10 protein-coding genes are annotated in these 17,800 nt (G+C 67.6%); 4 read left to right on the top strand and 6 right to left on the bottom strand.

The features are described from left to right. Together K2Z83_RS00085 and K2Z83_RS00080 are read right to left on the bottom strand one after the other, a co-directional pair. On the bottom strand, positions 1-1,537 hold a 1,537-nt coding region (locus K2Z83_RS00085; protein WP_220593151.1), incomplete at its 3' end, for a hypothetical protein. An 87-nt stretch (positions 1,538-1,624) separates the two neighbouring features. Next, complete coding sequence (locus K2Z83_RS00080) at positions 1,625-3,367, bottom strand: PPC domain-containing protein (RefSeq protein WP_220593150.1); 1,743 nt, start codon at positions 3,365-3,367, stop codon at positions 1,625-1,627. A gap of 376 nt (positions 3,368-3,743) precedes the next feature. Between K2Z83_RS00080 and K2Z83_RS00075 the strand changes: the two genes are divergently transcribed. From K2Z83_RS00075 to K2Z83_RS00065, 3 genes are all read left to right on the top strand, one after another. Further along, complete coding sequence (locus K2Z83_RS00075; RefSeq protein WP_220593149.1) at positions 3,744-6,359, top strand: tetratricopeptide repeat protein; 2,616 nt, start codon at positions 3,744-3,746, stop codon at positions 6,357-6,359. A 59-nt stretch (positions 6,360-6,418) separates the two neighbouring features. Then, a complete protein-coding gene (locus tag K2Z83_RS00070) occupies positions 6,419-7,162 on the top strand; it encodes an NUDIX domain-containing protein (RefSeq protein ID WP_220593148.1) in 744 nt (247 codons plus the stop codon). 169 nt (positions 7,163-7,331) lie between these two features. Beyond that, a complete protein-coding gene (locus K2Z83_RS00065) occupies positions 7,332-9,716 on the top strand; it encodes a transglycosylase SLT domain-containing protein (RefSeq protein ID WP_220593147.1) in 2,385 nt (794 codons plus the stop codon). 65 nt (positions 9,717-9,781) lie between these two features. Here K2Z83_RS00065 and K2Z83_RS00060 read toward each other — a convergent pair whose 3' ends face one another. From K2Z83_RS00060 to mgtE, 3 genes are all read right to left on the bottom strand, one after another. Further along, entirely contained in the window at positions 9,782-10,975 is a 1,194-nt protein-coding gene (locus K2Z83_RS00060; protein WP_220593146.1) for a cell wall metabolism sensor histidine kinase WalK, read from the bottom strand. Positions 10,976-11,040: 65 nt separating this feature from the next. Further along, positions 11,041-13,713, bottom strand: a complete 2,673-nt coding sequence (locus K2Z83_RS00055; RefSeq protein ID WP_220593145.1) for an ATP-binding protein — start codon at positions 13,711-13,713, stop codon at positions 11,041-11,043. A 214-nt stretch (positions 13,714-13,927) separates the two neighbouring features. Further along, complete coding sequence (gene mgtE, locus K2Z83_RS00050; protein WP_220593144.1) at positions 13,928-15,313, bottom strand: magnesium transporter; 1,386 nt, start codon at positions 15,311-15,313, stop codon at positions 13,928-13,930. Positions 15,314-15,451: 138 nt separating this feature from the next. On the opposite strand from mgtE, the gene K2Z83_RS28575 reads away from it, so the two are divergent. Continuing rightward, positions 15,452-16,693: an HD-GYP domain-containing protein gene (locus K2Z83_RS28575; protein WP_255603012.1), complete on the top strand. Its 1,242-nt coding sequence runs from the start codon at positions 15,452-15,454 to the stop codon at positions 16,691-16,693. A gap of 24 nt (positions 16,694-16,717) precedes the next feature. Here the strand turns inward: K2Z83_RS28575 and K2Z83_RS00040 are convergent, their stop codons facing one another. Further along, positions 16,718-17,776: a serine hydrolase gene (locus K2Z83_RS00040; protein WP_220593143.1), complete on the bottom strand. Its 1,059-nt coding sequence runs from the start codon at positions 17,774-17,776 to the stop codon at positions 16,718-16,720. Positions 17,777-17,800: the final 24 nt, after the last annotated feature.

The following is a 17,800-nucleotide window of genomic DNA, read 5'->3' as shown; positions in this document are numbered from 1 at the left end:
AAAGGCTGGTGTGCACCAGCTTGAGGTCGTCGATCACGAGGCCGTCGCCGGCCTTGTTGAAATAGACAGCACCGTAATCAAAGCTGATACGAAACTGACTGTTCAGCGCCAGCCCATTAGCTACGGCCAGATCGGATATGTTGAGCACATAGTGGTTGAAGTTCTGCGAGATGGAGCTTATATCGAGGGCCTGCTTCCAAGTGCTTCCCCCACTATCGCTGATCGACACCGTGCGAATGCCATTGTTCGTGCCCCGCGCCCAGAAGTCGAGCAGCACATCAGTCTGTCCAGTTAAGTCGAGCACGATGACCAGGGAGGCACCCGCAGAGCCCGCGATCTTCTGCCCGAGAAAGATGCTACTTGCACCGGTATGCGGGTAGTTCGTGCTGATCTCGGCGACGCCGTTGTTTGTGCTCTGTGGGTAGAAGCCCTGATGAAACCCCGTCTCAAACGAGTCTTGTGCGTAGGGAAAGGTGGCAACCTCCTGCGCACGCTGGGTGAGCCGCACATCGTCAATCACAAAACCATCGCCGGCCTTGTTGAAGTAGATAGCGCTATAATCAAAGCTGATACGGAACTGGCTGTTCAATGTCAGGCCATTGACCGTCGCCACGCTGGCAATATCGATTACCTGGTGACTAAAACTCTGTGAGGCGGCGCTCAGATCCAAGATCTGGTTCCATGTCGTCCCGCCATCATCGCTGATCGACACCGTGCGCGTACCATTGTTGGTTCCCCGGGCCCAGAAGTCTAGAAATACATCGGTCTGGCCTGTCAGATCTACAGCCAGGACGAGCGAGGCGCTGGCAGACCCCACGATCTTCTGCCCAAGAAAGATGCTACTCGCACCAGTATGCGGGTAGTTCGTGCTAATCTCGGCAACGCCGTTATTTGTGCTCTGTGGGTAGAAGCCCTGATGAAACCCCGTCTCAAATGAGTCTTGTGCGTAGGGAAAGCTAGCGATCTCCTGCGCATGCTGGGTCACCCGCACATCGTCAATCACAAAACCATCACCGGCCTGGTTGAAATAGATAGCGCTGTAATCAAAGCTGATACGGAACTGGCTGTTCAGCGTTAGGCCGTTGGCCGTCGCCACGCTGGCGATATCGATCACCTGATGGCTAAAGCTCTGCGAGGCAGCGCTCAGATCCAAGATCTGCTTCCAGTTAGTTCCACCATTGTCGCTGATCGACACGGTGCGAGTACCATTGTTGGTTCCCCGCGCCCAGAAGTCCAGGAACACATCGCTCTGCCCGCTCAGATCCAGCGCCAGTACGAGCGAGGCGCTGGCGTTTCCGGCCACCTTCTGCCCCAGGAACGCGCTCTTGCCACCGCCATGCGGGTAGTTACCATTGACCTCGGCCACGCCGTTGTAAGTAACGCTGGGAGTCCAGCTAGAGCCGAAGGCACCGGTCTCAAAGCCATCGCTGAAGAAGGTGGTCGCGAGCGAGCTGTTGGCCGCCGCCGGCGCGGCGGCCGAGAAGCCGATCAGGATCTGGGCGAGCACGGCGAGCACGGCGAGTAATCGCAGTCGCATGGGAGTACCTCAGGGTAAAGAGCCACAGAATAACGCTAGGCTGCAGGGCAGGGGAGGCGACGCCTCCCCGCCCGCACCAGAGAGGTGTCAGCGCCGAATGTACGGCACGTGGACGCGCAGCGTGCAGCTCCCGTCGCAGACGCGCAGCGTGTAGGTGCCCGTCCAGCTGGTGTAGTCGGCGTGGGCCACCTTGAGAAAGTATGTCCCGCTAGAGGTGAAGGTGAAGGCAATCGTCCGATTGACCGCCCCGCTGCCCGTCTTGCCAGTCGCCAGCACCGTCCCCGCATCGTTCAGCAGGGTGATGCCGGTGCCGCCGGTGCCGGCCACGTTGAATGTCTCGATCACCAGGCTCTGGCCGGCCTGGGCGCTGAAGCGGTAGTAGTCCTGGTCGTCATCGCCGCCCACCAGGCTGCCCTTCGCGGTGATCTGGCGGCTGATGGCATTGCTGGCGCCGATGCTGATGGCGTTGGCCAGCTCGGGGACATCGTTCGGCTCGTAGTCCTTGGCCGCGTCCCAGGCCGCGCCGGCCTGGTCGTACTTGGGCAGCACGCGCAGCGTGTAGGTGCCCTTCCAGCTGGTGTAGTCGGCGCGGGCCACCTTGAGAAAGTAGGTGCCGTCCGCAGTGATGCTGAAGACGATGCGCCGGTTGACGTTCCCCGTGCCCATCTGGCCGGTCGCGAGGGTCGTCCCGCTATCGTTGGACAGGATCAGGCTGGTGCCGCCGGTGCCAGTGACGTTGAAGGTCTCGATCACAAAGGTCTGCCCGGCCTTGGCGCTGAAGCGGTAGTAGTCCTGGTCGCCGTCGCCGCTGATCAGGCCGGCGTTGTCCACGATCTGGTGGCTGACGGCGTTGCTCAGGCCGACCGAGAGCACGTTGGCCAGCTCGGGGACATCGTTCGGCTCCAGGTCCTTGGCCGCGTCCCAGGCCGCGCCGGCCTGGTCGTACTTGGGCAGCACGCGCAGCGTGTAGGTGCCCGTCCAGCTGGTGTAGTTGGCGCGGGCCACCTTGAGAAAGTAGGTGCCGTCCGCAGTGATGCTGAAGACGATGCGCCGGTTGACGTTCCCCGTGCCCATCTGGCCGGTCGCGAGGGTCGTCCCGCTATCGTTGGACAGGATCAGGCTGGTGCCGCCGGTGCCAGTGACGTTGAAGGTCTCGATCACAAAGGTCTGCCCGGCCTTGGCGCTAAAGCGGTAGTAGTCCTGGTCGCCGTCGCCGCTGATCAGGCCGGCGTTGTCCACGATCTGGTGGCTGACGGCGTTGCTCAGGCCGACCGAGAGCGCGTTGGCCAGCTCGGGGACATCGTTCGGCTCCAGGTCCTTGGCCGCGTCCCAGGCCGCGCCGGCCTGGTCGTACTTGGGCAGCACGCGCAGCGAGTAGCTGCCCGTCCAGTTGCTGTAGCTGGCGGACGCCACCTGGATGAAGTAGGTGCCGCTGACGGCGAAGGTGAAGATGATGCGCCGGTTTGCGGTGCCGGTGCCGGCCTGGCTGTTCGCCAGCACGGTGCCTGAGTCATTGTAGAGGGTGAGCTTGGTGCCGCCGGTGCCGGCCACGTTGAAGGTCTCGATCACAAAGGTCTGCCCGGCCTGGGCGCTGAACGTGTAGTAGTCCAGGTCTGTGATCGCGCTAATGCTGGCCCCGACCACAGCATTGGTGTAGCCCACCCCAATCGACAGCGCCTGGGCGGGCGTGTCGTTCGGCTCGCTCTCGGCCATGGCCGACGGCAGGCCCGTGAGCACCAGGAGCAGGACGATGATCCCGGCCAGCGCGATCCGGGCGCGATGCGCCGCCCGCCGCTCTCTGCGGCACCGTATGTATATTTGCTCATCCATCCCCCCATCCCCCCCCCTATTTGCTATAATGAAACCACACCATCGACTCCCACCATCCCCCCAGTGATATCGCATGTGAAGCCAGCGGCGACTCGGCACGCCTATGCGAGGTGCAGGCGTGCCTGCACCTCGCCCGAGGCAAGCATGAGCGCTTGGAATGAGGCTGTATCACACGCTCAGGCCACGGTTTCAGAATGCGTTACAGCCTTGCATGTGGCAGCACATACTGATGCACTAAGCCAGCAATCTGCAATCGAGCATCTGAAATCTTGTCTTAGGGTGGGGGTCGCACGGAGTATAGCACGCCACCTTCATCCCACAGAACCCCTGACTGCCCGCAAAAGTGACACAAAAGTGACACCGCTCCGGAGCACCCATGGCCGAACACACCTCATTTGGGCGTTGGATCAAGCTGCGCCGTACGACCCTCGATCTGACCCAGCCAACACTCGCAGACCGCGTCGGGTGCTCGCCCTCGCTGCTGCGCAAGCTTGAGTCCGGCACGCGTCACCCGACCCGTCAGATGGCCGAGCGACTCATTCGCACGCTCGACGCCCCGCCAGACCAGCACGCTGCGCTGCTCGCGCTTGCCTTCGACGAGCTACCGCCCCCGCCAGCCCAGGATCGCTACCCCGGGCACCTGCCCTCCCTGCCGGCCCCGCTGATCGGGCGCGAGGCAGCACTCGCTGATCTCTGTCAGCGGCTGGCTGCCCCTGATGCCCGGCTGGTCAGCGTGCTTGGCCCGCCCGGTGTCGGCAAGACCTCCCTGGCGATCAGCGCCGCCGCTGCGCTGCGGCCCGTCTTCGCCGATGGAGTCTGCTTTGTCGACCTCGCCCCGCAGCGTGACGAGCGTATGGCGCTGTCTGAGATCGCCCGAGCGTTCGGCATCCATGTGGCGGCGGAGGTGTCTGTGGCTGAGGCGCTGGCCGGCGAGCTGCGCAATTGGCATGTGCTGCTGCTGCTGGATAATTGCGAGCATCTGCCGGATCTGGCTCGCCCGCTCGCCGCGCTGCTGAACAATTGCCCCCAGCTGCGCATCCTCACAACTAGCCGGGCGCCGCTCCGAGTGCGGGCCGAGCGGCGCTTTCTGCTCGCACCGCTTGAGCTGCCGGCCCCCACCGGCTACGGCGACCCGGCGGTCGTCCGATCCGCCCCGGCGACGGCGATGTTTCTTGAGCGGGCCACGGCGGTTGCCGCCAGCTTTACCCTGGACGCCGAGACCGCTCGGGCGGTCTCGGCGATCTGCGCCCAGATCGATGGGCTGCCCCTGGCGATCGAGCTGGCCGCCGCCCGCTGCGATACGATCACACCAGCGGCGCTCCTGGCCCAGATCAGGCAGCAGCCACCCCTGCTGTTCGAAGGCCCGCTGGATATGCCTGAGCGTCATCAGACGCTCGATAAGGCGATCAGCTGGAGCTACGCGATGCTCGCGCCGCGGGAGCAGCTGGCGTTCGCCCGGCTTGGCGTGTTCGCCAGGAGCTTCGCGCTGGCTGAGGGGGCGCTCGTCGCCGGCGAACAGGCCGAGGTGATCCAGACGCTCGCCGATCACCACCTCATCCAGCGCGAGGCCGCGCCCAATGGGGCCATGCGCTACCGGCTGCTAGAGACGTTGCGGCAGTTCGCCCTCGACCGGCTGGCGGCGAGCGGGCACGAAGACACCGCCCGGCGACAGCACGCCCTGGCCTATACCGCGCTGGCCGAGCGCGCCGAGCATGAGCTGCGAGGCCCGCATGATAGCCTGTGGCTCTCGCAGATCGACGCCGACCTCGAGAACTTCCGCGCCGCTATTGAGCGCTCGATCAGCTTCGACAACGGGCAGCTTGCTGCGCGAATCACCACCGCGCTGCACACCTACTGGGTGACACGCAGCCTGTGGCGCAACGGCTACCGCATCGCGCCGCTGCTTGAGGCAGGGGCGAGCGCGCTGAGCCCAGAGCTGATGCTGCGTGCGCTCTACACCGTCGGCTTCTCGCTCTCGCAGCACAGCAGCATCGACAACGCCCGTCGCGCAACAGCGCTCTTCCAGACCATGCGCCGGATTGGCAAGGAGCTGGGTGATGTGAATGGGACGGGGCGGGCGCTGACCATGCTGGCGATGATGAGCCGTTACCCCGGCAACTATGCCCACGTGCGGGCGCTGCTCGACGAGGGCATGGCGCTGGTTGGCGATGGCGACCCTGGCCTCCAGCTCACCTTGTACCACCAGATGGGCATGCTGCTGCAGGAGGCCGGCGACGTGAATGGAGTTGTGGAGTACTTTGAGCAGGCAGCCCAGCTTAGCCGCGAGCTTGGCCGCATCGTGCCGCTAGCCCGCGCGCTGCCCAGCCTCGCCGAGGCCCGGCTGATCCAGGGCCACATGGAGCTTGCGCTGGATCTGTGCAACCAGGCGCTCGCGCTGACGACAGAGCACAACATCCCCGACTCGGCCGCCGAGGCGCGCTACATCAGAGGCATGATCGCTGCCCGCTCGGGCCAGCCAGATGAGGCGCGGGCCTGTTATGAAGCCAGCCTTGCCGAGTTTCGCAAACTGGGCATGCCGTTTGGCACTGCGCGGGTCGAGTGTCTCCTCGGGCAGCTTGATCTCCTCGCGGGCGATAGCATCGCCGCAGAGGGCTGGTTTCGCGCTGCGCTCCAGACATCCTACGAGATCATGCTGATCGAAGTGATTGGCTATAGCCTCGGCGGGCTCGCGGCGGTGGCCGCGGCCAGCGGCCAGCTCGAGCGAGCGGCGCGGCTGCTCGGTGCGGCTGACGCTGTCCGCCAGCGCTTCGCCCTCCGCGCCGACCCGGACGACACCGCCGCACGATATCAGGCGATCCAGGTCGCGAGCGTGCAGCTCGGCCCGGCGCAGTTCGAGCGTATCCGCCGTGGCGTCGCCGACACGATCTGCGCACGCCTGATTCGCGTTAGCTTTGACACAACATACGAGGCGTTACAAACGCTGGCGCTGCCGACAGTGATTGGCGAGGCGATCAGGGAGGCCAGCCCTTGACAAGAATGTGGGAAACCTCTAAAATAGTGTATATTAAACACTATTACAGGAGCACCACGATGGAGGAGCACGAGGAGACCGCCACCACCTACGACGCCGCGCGCTACGACCGCCCATCGGTGACGGTAGACGTCGTCATCTTCACCCTGATCGAGCGCGAGCTCCACGTCCTGATGGTGCAGCGCAAGCGCTGGCCCTACGAGGGCCACTGGGCTATCCCGGGCGGCTTCATCAACATGGACGAGTCGCTGGAGCAGGCGGCCCGCCGCGAGCTTGAGGAGGAGACGGGCGTCCGAGACCTCTACATCGAGCAGCTCTTCACCTTCGGCGATGTCGGGCGCGACCCGCGCACGCGCGTGATCAGCGTGGCCTACATCGCCCTGGTGCGCTTCGACGCCCAGCACCTGCGGGTGAGCGACGAGAGCCACGATGTGCGCTGGTTCCCGGTGAGCGCGCTCCCCAGGGACCTGGCCTTCGACCACGAGCAGATCCTGGCCTTCGCCGTCTCGCGGCTGCGCTCAAAGCTAGAGTACACCACCCTGGCCTTCCAGCTACTGCCCGAGCTCTTCTCGATCCTGGAGCTGAAGCATATCTACGAGCAGATCCTCGGCGAGAAGCTCGACAAGGGCAACTTCTACCGCAAGATCAAGGAGGCCGGCCTGCTGGAGGAGACGACCCAGATGCGCGAGGGCCGCGGCCGGCCGACCCGGCTCTGGCGCTTTAAGCACGACCGCGCCGGCGACAAGCAGTTCGTCTTCCGCTGGCGCGAGGACCGGGCCGGGAGCACGAAGGACGTGAAATGACGCGAGGGACACGGATTTCGCGCCCTTTCGTGTCCTTCGTGTTCCAAACGCCGGCCACAGCCTATAGCAATTGAGCCGATGTTAGGAAGGCGCGGGTGAAGCGAGCCACCAGCCTCAGTGCCTCAGTGGCTCAAGCGTTTCACTCAGTGCTCTATGGTAAGATGCCCGCATGCGCAACCGATCTGTCCGGGCGCTTCTGATCATGCTCCTGGCCCTGGCGGGCTGCGAGGTGATCGACGCGCCCTCCCCCGATGCCGCCGCCCCCGCCGCACCTACGGCCGTGGGCACGGCCCCAACCCAGCCCATACCCGCCCCTGAGCCAACGGCGGCTCTGCCCGCACCGGTGCTCTTCAGCCGGGCTATGGCCGCGCGCGCGATCGGTGAGGACGCCGCCGCCGGCGCCGACCTGAGCGACCTGCTCCAGCGCTACCCCGATTCGTCCGAGTCCCGCCAGGCCCGCTTCTTCCTGGCCGAGAGCTTCGCCCGCCGCGGGCGCTGGGCCTCGGCCGCCGAGCTGCTGCGCCCCTTTGTCGCCGAGCCTACCGACGACGCCCTGCGCGCGCCGGCGATCTTCTGGCTGGCCCGCTGCGCCGAGGAGGCCGGCGACCACGCCGCCGCCGCCGCCGCCTACCAGCAGTACCGCGACCTGGGCACGCCGCTGGAGCCCTACGCGGCTATGCGCCAGGCCGCCCAGCTCGACGCCGTCAGCCAGAGTGCCGAGGCCGCCGCCGCCTACGAGCACGCCGCCCGCGCCGACATTGATCGCGGCGCGCGGGCCGGCAGCTTCGAGCGGGCGATCAGCCTGCACCTCTCGCTGGGCGTCGCCGATGATACGCTGCTGGGCCTGTACGACGAGCTGATCGCCCTGGCTAACGATCCGGCCTACCGGGCGCGCATCCTTACGGAGGCGGCGAGCATGGCCCAGCAGCGCGGCCAGATCGAGCGCGCGCTGGCCTGGCTGCGCCAGGTCGTCGCCGACGCCCCCGGCGAGCCGAAGTCTGCCGGGGCTGTCTCCGAGCTGCTCGCCTACGGCGACCCGTCGATTGACCCGGCGACCGCCGGCGGGGTCTACTTCAGCGCCGGGCGCTGGGGTGACGCGATCGCGCAGCTCGACCTCGCCATCGCCCAGGCGACCGACCTGGAGTCCGGCGTGGAGCTGCGCCGCCTACGCGGGCTGGCCCTGCGCGGCCAGGGCGACTTCCCCGCCGCCCTGGCCGCCCTGGCCGACGCCGGCGCGCTCAGCCCGAACGGCGAGGCCGGCAGGCAGGCCCAGCTCGACTGGATCCAGACCCTCGGCCAGAGCGGCGATGCCGAGCGGGCCAGCCAGGCCTACCAGGAGTACGCCGCCGCCTACCCCGACGACCCGCGCGCCCCCGAGGCCCTCGACCGCGCGGCCCAGCTGCGCGAGCGCCTGGGCGACGCCGCCGGCGCCATGGCCATCCGCCTCGACCTGGGGAAGCGCTACCCGCAGAGCGACCAGGCCGCCGAGGCGCTGCACAGCGCCGGCCTGGAGCTGTTTGCCGCCGCCCGCTACGCCGAGGCCCGCGACGCATGGCAGATCCTCGCCGACACGCGCGCGGGCGAGGCCCAGGCCCAGGCCGCCTTCTGGGCCGGGCGCGCGGCCAGCGCCATAGGCGACGAGCCCGCCGCCGCCGACCTCTTCCGCGTGGCGCTGGAAGCCGACCCGACCAGCTACTACGGCGCCCGCGCCGCCGAGGAGCTCGGCGACGTCGCCCAGGGCGACACCCCCCTCGACGCGCCGCTTACCGACGCCGACTGGGACGCCCTGCGGGCCTGGGTGCGCGCCTGGCCCGGCCAGGAGGCCGCCCCCGCCCCAGCCGACCTCGGCGTCGAGGGCGACGGCTTTGTGCGCCGGGCCGCCCTGCTGGCCGAGGTCGGGCTGAGCGCCGAGGCGCGCAACGAGTGGATGGCCGCCGCCGCGCGCTGGGGCGACGACCCGCCCCGCCTGGCTGAGCTGGCCCGCCTGGCCCACAGCCAGGGCGTGCCCTACGCGGCCCTGCGGGTGGCCGCCCGCCTGTACCGCCTGGCCCCCGCCGATAGCGCACCGCCCCCGGCCCTCGAACGGCTGCTCTTCCCGACGCCCTACCCCGGCCTCGTGGCCCAGCAGTCGGCCGAGCGCGATCTCGACCCGCGCCTGCTCTACGCCCTGCTGCGCCAGGAGAGCCTGTTCGACCCCGGGGCGACCTCGTGGGTCGGCGCGCGCGGCCTGGGCCAGGTCATGCCCGAGACCGGCCAGGGCATCGCCCAGAACCTGGGCGTGATCGACTTCAGCCTAGACGACCTGTACCGCCCGGCGGTGAGCGTGCGCTTCGGGGCCTACTATCTGGCCACGCGGATCGGCGACATGGAGGGCAGCGTGCAGGCCGCCCTGTCCGCCTACAACGGCGGCCTCGGCAACGCCATGCGCTGGGCCGGCGGCAGCAGCGTGGCCGACCCCGACCTCTTCACCGAGGGCGTGGACTTCCCCGAGACGAAGGGCTATATCAAATCGGTCTACGGGTTCTACGCGGCGTACCAGAGGATATATAAATAATGTTGAATGTTAAATGTTGAATGTTGAATTCCGATCATTCAACTTTCAACATTCAGCATTCAACACTACCTCGAAGAGGATCGTGGCAGGACGACGGTGAACATGCTGCCCTTGCCGGGGGCGCTGCGCACCGTGACCTGGCCGCCGTGGGCGTGTACCACGTGCCGCACGATGGCGAGGCCCAGGCCGCTGCCGGGCTGGCTGCGGGCCAGCGAGCTGTCGACCTGGTAGAAGGGCAGGAAGATCTTCTCCTGGTGCTCCGGGGCGATGCCGATCCCGCTGTCCTCGACGCGGATGATCAGGCGCGATGGCTCGTCGTGGAGCGCCAGGCGCACCCGGCCGCCCTGGGGCGTGAACTTCATCGCGTTATCGAGCAGGCTGCGGATCATCTGCTCTAGGCCGCTGGGGTCGGCCTGGATGGGCGCGACCTCACCCATACGCGCCTCGAAGCCCAGCCTGGTCTCAGCGGCGCGCTCCTGGAAGTTCACAATGATCTGGCGCAGGGACTCCTGCGGGCGGATGGCGCGCAGGTGGAAGCTGCGCGTGCGCAGCTCCTGGAAGTAGAGCAGGTTGTTGAGCTGCTGCGCCAGCGTGTCGCCGCTGCGGCGCATCACCTTGATCGCGTCGTTCTGGGAGTCGCTCAGCTTGCCAAGCATCCCGCGGTCGAAGAGCTCGATGTAGCCGAGCAGTGAGGTGAGCGGGGTGCGCAGCTCGTGGGAGAGCGTCGAGAGAAACTGGCTCTTCAGCTGGTCGAGCTCCTGCAGCTCGGCGTTGGCTGCGCTCAGCTCGCGCACCCGCTGCTCCAGCCGCTCCACCAGCTGCTGGTTGTAGGCCCGCAGCACGCTGGCCTCGTCGGTGCTGGCCGAGATCGTGTCGCGCCGGCCGGCGATGAACTCCGCGATCTGCACGGGCAGCTGGCGCGTGTCGATCGGCTTGATCAGGTAGCCGTCGCAGCCGACCACCATCGCCCGCTCGCGCGAGGTGAACGAGCCGTCGGCGGTCAGGGCGATGATCGGCACGGCGTCGAGGTGCGCCAGGCTGCGCAGGCGCGTCGTCGTCTCGTAGCCGTCGAGGCCGGGGATGGCCAGGTCGACGAGCACGAGGTCGGGCAGCGACTCACGGGCCATCGACACGCCGCTCGGCCCATCCTCAGCGATCAGCACAAGGTAGCCGCGCGCGCCCAGCACGCGCTGGACAAGCCGCTGGTTGTCCCGGTTGTCCTCGATGTAGAGGATCTTCTGCTGCTGCGCTTCGCTCATAGTTAGGGTACAGGGTACAGGGTACAGGGTACAGGGTACAGCGGACGGGCGTCAGTAACGCGTGGCTATTTGGATAGAAGCAAAGGAACTGCCGGCGGCTCGCTCTCTGCGGATTGCTGTCTGCTGCCTGTCCCCTGTCCGCTGTTCCCTATCCCCTGCAGGATCGGCAGGGTGAAGCTAAATGTGCTGCCCTCACTCAGCGCGCTCTCAACCCAGATCCGCCCGTGATGGGCCTCGACAAGCTTACGAACGATCGCCAGGCCGAGCCCGGTGCCACGTCGCCGCGACTGCCTGCCATGGATCTGAACGAACTCCTCGAAGATATCCCGCTGCCGATCGGCAGGGATTCCGATGCCGGTGTCGCGCACGCTGATGATCACGTATGGCAGCACCTCGCCGGCCTCGCTCAGCTCGTCGAGGGTGGTGGCGCTGACGGTGATCGTGCCGCGCTCGGTAAATTTCACCGCATTGGAGAGCAGGTTCAGCATGATCTGCCGCACCCGATCCGCGTCGGCGCGCACCGGCGGCAGATCGACGGGCAGCGTGTGGTTCAGGCTCACCTCGCGATCGCGCAGCAGCGCCTGCACCGTGTCGACCACCTCGCCGACCACCGCGCGCAGATCGACCCGGCCCAGGTCGAGGTCGAGGTGCCCCGCCTCGATCCGCGAGAGGTCGAGCAGCTCGTTGATCAGGTGTAGCAGGAAGCGGCCGTTGCGGTTGATGCTCTGCGCGTCCTCGCGCTGTATGGGCGTCAGCGGGCCGTCCAGGTCGTCGATCAGCACCGTCGAGAAGCCGATGATCGCGTTGAGCGGCGTGCGCAGCTCGTGCGAAATGCCGGTCAGGAAGTCGCTCTTGCGCCGGTCGGCCAGCTGGGCGCGGTCGAGGGCGGCGCGCAGCTCCTCGGTGCGCTGGGCCACCTGGCGCTCCAGGTCGGTGTAGAGCTGCACGTTCTGGATGGTCAGGCCGACCATGTTGGCGAACATGAGCAGCTGGCTGGCGTCCTGGGGCTGGATGCTGCGCTGGCTCAGGTGGTAGTCGGCCGAGAGCAGGCCGATCACGCGGTCGTCGCGGCCGACGATCGGCACCTGGACGTAGGAGTGGCTGGCCGAGGCGGCCTGCTTGCGCGGCTCGACCCGCGGGTGGTTCCAGGGGTCATCGACAATCACCGCCTTGCCGCTGCGCACCACGTCGGCCTCGACCGTGCCGCCATCAAGCCGCAGCGGGCTCGCGTTGGCCACCTCCATAAAGTAGCTGGCCTGGAGCGCATTGCCTGGCCCAAACGAGGCACCCACCACCTTCAGCAGGTTGCCCTCGACCAGGTAGAGGGCGGTGCGGTCGAAGCCGAAGCGCGCGCAGACAGTGTCGGGGATGGCGCCGAGCAGCTCGGGCAGGTCGAGGATTCCCTTCAGCTCGTTGGAGACGATGTTGAGGGTCGCCAGCTGGCTGGCATTCGCCTCTAGCTCGGCCACCTTCTCCTGGAGCGCGCCGGTCATCACGTTAAACGCGTCCACGAGCTCGCCGATCTCGTCCTGGCCGGCGCGCGGCAGCCGCTGGTCGAGCTGGCCGCCGGCCACCGCCCGCACGCCCTGCTGGAGGGCGCGGATTGGCCGGGTGAAGGAGTGTGAGAGCAGCACGCTGGCAAAGGCGATGATCGCGGCGATCAGCACCAGCAGGATGATCAGCTGGGTGCGCAGCGCATCCTGGCTGTCGCCGATGATCTGGCCGGTGTCGAGGGCGGGCTGGATGATATTGTCTGCCGGAATGACCAGGCCGACGCTCCAGCCGGCCGAGGGGATCGGCTCGTAGGCGATATAGGTGGGCTGGCCGTTATAGTCCATCTGCTCGATGCCGACGTTGCGGTCGATCATGCTCTGCGCCAGCGCGCGCAGATTCTCGCTCGGCGAGTCCAGCAGGTTCTCGCTGCGGAACGGCTCGTTCCAGCGGGCGTTCTCGGCGCTCAGGTCGGGCCGAACGATCACGTCGCCCACCGTGTTGAGCATGAAGGCGTAGCCGTTCTCCCCGATATCGACGGTCAGCAGATCCTGCTGGATGGTGCTCAGCAGCAGGTCGAAGGCGACCACGCCGATCAGGCCGCCCTGGGCGTCGTAGATCGGCGTGGCGCAGGTGGTGGCCAGGGCACCGGTGTTCGCGTCCACGTAGGCGTCGGTCCAGACGGTGGCCCCGGCGGCGCTGGCCTGCATATACCACGGCCGCTGGCGCGGGTCGAAGGGCTGGATCTCCAGCAGCTTGTCGATCACCTCGTCCTTGTCGAAGGCGATCACGCCGCCCTGCTCCAGCGCCACATAGCCGATGCTCACCAGCGGGTTGCGGCTCACCACCGCCTGGAGCAACGAGATGATCCGCTGGGTGTAGGCGACCTGCGGGGCGTAGCGGGCGAGCAGCGCGGGGCTGGGCGCCGGGGCCACCCAGACCCGCGCGCCGCCCGGCGCGGGCGTGGGGTCGCCGGCCAGGCCCTCGGCGTAGCCGGCGACGCTCTCGACCTGCTGCTGCACCCCACGGAGCGAGGCGTCGTAGAGCTGGGCCTTCTCGTGCGCGCGCTGGGCCAAGGTCGACTCGGCCTGGCGTTGCAGGGAGCTGATGCCCGCGTCCACCGCCGTCTCGCGGGCGCGCGAGAGGCCTGTCAGCCCCAGCCAGCCCACGAGGAGCAGCGGCGGGAGCGACAGGCCAAGGAGCAGCAGGAGGATCCGCTGCTGGATACTCGAATGGAAGCGGAGCATAGGGTGGCGCCTCAGGCCTTTCTCTGGGCGACACAGCGCCCATGCCTATCGTAGCAGGCGCGCATCTTAACCGCAATTAAAGAAGATTAATCTCCGCTTACAGAAAGAGCCCGTAGTGGCATGACAACCTGATGATGAGGGGGGCTCGGGGAGGGCGTGTCCCTCCCCGAGCCCCCCCAGCCTTTCTCAGCATTCTGCGTGAGCCGTGGGGCTATCACCGCACAAAGTAGGCGATCAGCAGCGTCGCCAGGCCGAGGAAGCTGAAGTAGCCGGTGACATCGGTGAAGGTGGTGACGATCACGCCCGAGGCCAGGGCCGGGTCGGCGCCGATGCGGCGCAGCAGCAGCGGCACGATCGTGCCGGCCGCCGCCGCCGCGATCATGTTCGCCAGCATAGCGATCCCCGCCACCAGACCGAGGATCGGCATCCCCTGCCAGATCAGCCCCAGCAGCCCCACCACCACCCCGAAGCAGACCCCGTTGATCAGGCCCACCACCAGCTCGCGGCCCAGGGTGCGCCAGCCGTCGCGCAGGCTGATCTCGCCCAGGGCGATGCTGCGCACGATCAGAGTCAGGGTCTGGATACCGGCGTTGCCGCCCATGCCGGCGATGATCGGCATAAATACGGCCAGCACGGCCACCCGGGCCAGGGTGCCCTCGAAGATGCTGACCACCCAGCTCGCCAGCACGGCGGTGGGCAGGTTCACCAGCAGCCAGGTGAGCCGCTGCCGCGAGGTGGTCAGCACCGACTGGTCCACCGTCTCATCGGAGTCGAGGCCGGCCAGCCGGTAGAGGTCCTCAGTGGCCTCCTCCTGGATGACATCGATCACATCGTCGGCGGTGATCACGCCCACCAGGCGGCCCTCGGCGTCGACGGTGGGCAGCACCGGCAGGCTGTAGCGGGCCAGGGTGCGCGCGGCCTCCTCCTGGTCGGCATCGGCCGCCACGCTGATCACATCCGGCCGCATGATCGTGGCGATCTGCGTGCCCAGCTCGGCGGTGACGAGCTGGCGCAGGCTGACCACACCCACCAGCCGGCCGGCCTCGTCGGTGACGAACAGGTAGTAGGCGATCTCCTCGTCGAGCTGGAGCTGGCGCAGCAGGCCGAGGGCCTGGCTCACCGTGGCGGTGGCGCGCAGGGTGACGACGTGCTGAGTCATCAGGCTCCCGGCGCTCTCCTCCTCGTAGTCGAGCAGGGCCTGCACATCGGCGGGCGACTCCATGTCGGCCAGGGTCGCGCTGGCATGGGCATCGCTCAGCTCGGCCAGGATATCGGCGGCGTCATCGGGCTCCATCTCGTCGAGGATGTCGGCCAGCTGCTCGGCGGGAAGGTCGGCCACCATCTCGGCGGCGTCCTCCACATCGAGGTAGGCGAGCACATCGGCGGCGTCGTCCGGCTCAAGCTCGTCGATCACCTCGCGCTGCTGCTCGCTGGTCAGCTCCTCCAGCACATCGGCGCTGTCGGCAGGGTGCAGGGCCGCCATCAGGTCGGCGATCTGGTCGGTCGGCAGGCTGCGCACCCGCTCGGCGATCACCGCCGGGTCGCCGCCATCCAGCAGCTCCCGCAGGCCCTGCTCGATCTCACTGGTCAGTCGGATCATCGCGCTCCCCCTCAGACATCGGCGATCTCCCGCGCTATGGTAGCACGAGCGGTGAGAAAGATCATCCGCGCACAGTTGAGACAAAAAGGTTATGATATCGTTAGTATGAGCGGATACCTGATGAAGAGGCGCTGCACTATGACATCTTCTCCTCGCATCCCCTTCATAGTCGGCAGTGTGATCTGGCTCTTGGGCGAGATCTATTTGTTTACAAAAGTACATCTCCCCGAGGGGCCGCTGCTCGGCGCGACCATCGGTCTTGGCGGCCTAATGCTTGGCGCAGCGGCAATACTCAGGCCAAGACAGATCGTGTCGGCGAGCGCGAATGATGCGAGCGACCGGCTCCAGCACGAGCGCGAGCAGCAGGTGCTGGTGGAGTTCACCAGCGCCCTTCGGGGAACAACAAACAGCGGCGATCTGGCCACAACCCTCGCCGACCAGATCAGCACACGGCTGCTGGTGCCGCATCTTGTCCTGCTGCTCTGCGACGAGCAGAGCGGGGGCGTGCAGATCGTCTGCGCGCGCGGGGCGTGGGCGAAGCTTGGCGATCAGGCCAGCCAGGCTGCGGCGGGATCGCTGTGTCCATCACACAGCAATCCCGCTGACGGCACAGCTCCGGCGATACTCAATGCCAGAGGCGTTATGATCACCGGCACCGAGCTCTCGGCCCACCAGCAGCGCATTGGGGCGCTCTGGGTCGGCCGAGGAGAGGTGTTTAGCCCGAGCGACCGGCGGCTGCTGATATCGCTCGCTGAGGTCGGGGCGAGCGCCCTGCGCCGGGCGCAGTGGAATGAGCGTCTGGAGCAGGCGAACACGGCCCTGCGCGAGGCCTACGACGCGACGATCTCCGGCTGGGCGCGCGCCCTCGACCTGCGCGACCGCGAGACGGAGGATCACAGCCGACGCGTGGCCGCGCTCACCGTCGCCCTCGCGCGGGAGATCGGCGTCCCCGCGTCAGAGATCGAGCACCTGAGACGTGGCGCCCTGCTCCACGACATCGGCAAGATGGGCGTGCCGGACGCGATCCTCAATAAGACCGGCCCGCTCACCGATGAGGAGCGCGCTGTGATCCAGCGCCACCCCACCGACGCATGTCGCATCCTTGAGCCGATCGCCTACCTCCGCCCAGCCATGGACATCCCGCGCGCCCATCATGAGCGCTGGGACGGCAGCGGCTACCCCGCCGGGCTGTGTGGCGAGGAGATCCCGCTCGCTGCCCGCATCTTCGCCGTGGTAGATGTCTGGGATGCGCTGACGAACGACCGACCCTACCGCGAGGCCTGGCCCGCCGAGCGGGCACTCGGCTACATCCAGGAGCACGCGGGGACGCTGTTTGACCCGCAGGTGGTGCGGACATTCGTGGAGATGCACGGGGGCTGAGGGCCGCAGGCCCTCGCCAGGATGTTAGGGCGCGATCAGCGCCGCCACGGTGCCAGCGATGGCGGCGTGGTGCGGGAAGGGCGGCGGGGTGCGCCGGGGGTAGGTGCGATTGCTCAGGAACACCAGGGCGGTCTGATGGCGAGGGAGGATGACGATGGCCGTGCCGGTGAAGCCGGTGTGGCCGATCGTGCCCTCGGGGGCCGCGCCCATGTAGTTGGGCCGGTCGCGCGCCCAGCCCAGGCCGCTGCGCAGCGGCATGCCGCTGGGGCTCGCCATATGCCCGGTGTGGTCGCGGCAGGCCAGCGCGACCGTTGACTCGCGCAGGATCTGACGGCCAGCCCAGGCCCCGCCCTGAAGCCACATGGCGGCGAGGCGGCCCAGGTCGGCGGCGTTGCTAAACAGCCCTGCGTGGCCGGCCACCCCGCCCAGCGCGTAGGCGCTCTCGTCGTGGGCGACCCCGTGAACCAGCCCGCCGCGCCACCCCTCATCCCACTCGCTGGGGGCGATCCGTGATCGCATCCCCTCGGGCGGGCAGTAGCCGGTGTTGGCCATGTCCAGCGGGCCGATCACCAGCTCACCCACGGCCACGTCCAGGGGCGCGCCGAAGGCCGCCGCCACCACATCACCCAGCAGCAGGCTGCTGACGTTGGCGTACATCGTGTGGCTGCCGGGCGTGCGGGCCGGCTCCAGGGCGTAGGCGGCGGCGCGGATCGCCGCAGCGCCCCGCTCGCGCAGCGCCGAGAGCCGGATGTCCAGGCCGGAGCTGTGGGTCAGCAGATGTCGCACCGTCACCCCGGCGGCGCGCATGGCGGGGAGGAAGCGCGCCACAGGATCGTCAAGGCCGATCTGGCCGGCATCCACCAGGGCCAGGGCCGCCGTGAAGGTGACGACCTTGGTGAGCGAGGCGATGTCGTAGACCGTGTCGACGCCCACCGGCAGCGAGCCGGGGTCGCGGTACATGGTCGTGCCATAGGCGGCATGGTGGATGGCCCGCCCGGCGCGCTGGGCGTACACAACGCATCCGGGGAAGACCCCCGCGTCGATCGCCGCGTGGGCGAGGGCGTCGATCCGGTCAGAGAGCATTGTGTCCCCAATGAGCTGTAGGGC

Source organism: Oscillochloris sp. ZM17-4 (assembly GCF_019599295.1).
Taxonomy (GTDB): domain Bacteria; phylum Chloroflexota; class Chloroflexia; order Chloroflexales; family Chloroflexaceae; genus Oscillochloris.
This window is presented reverse-complemented; position numbering and strand designations above follow the sequence as displayed.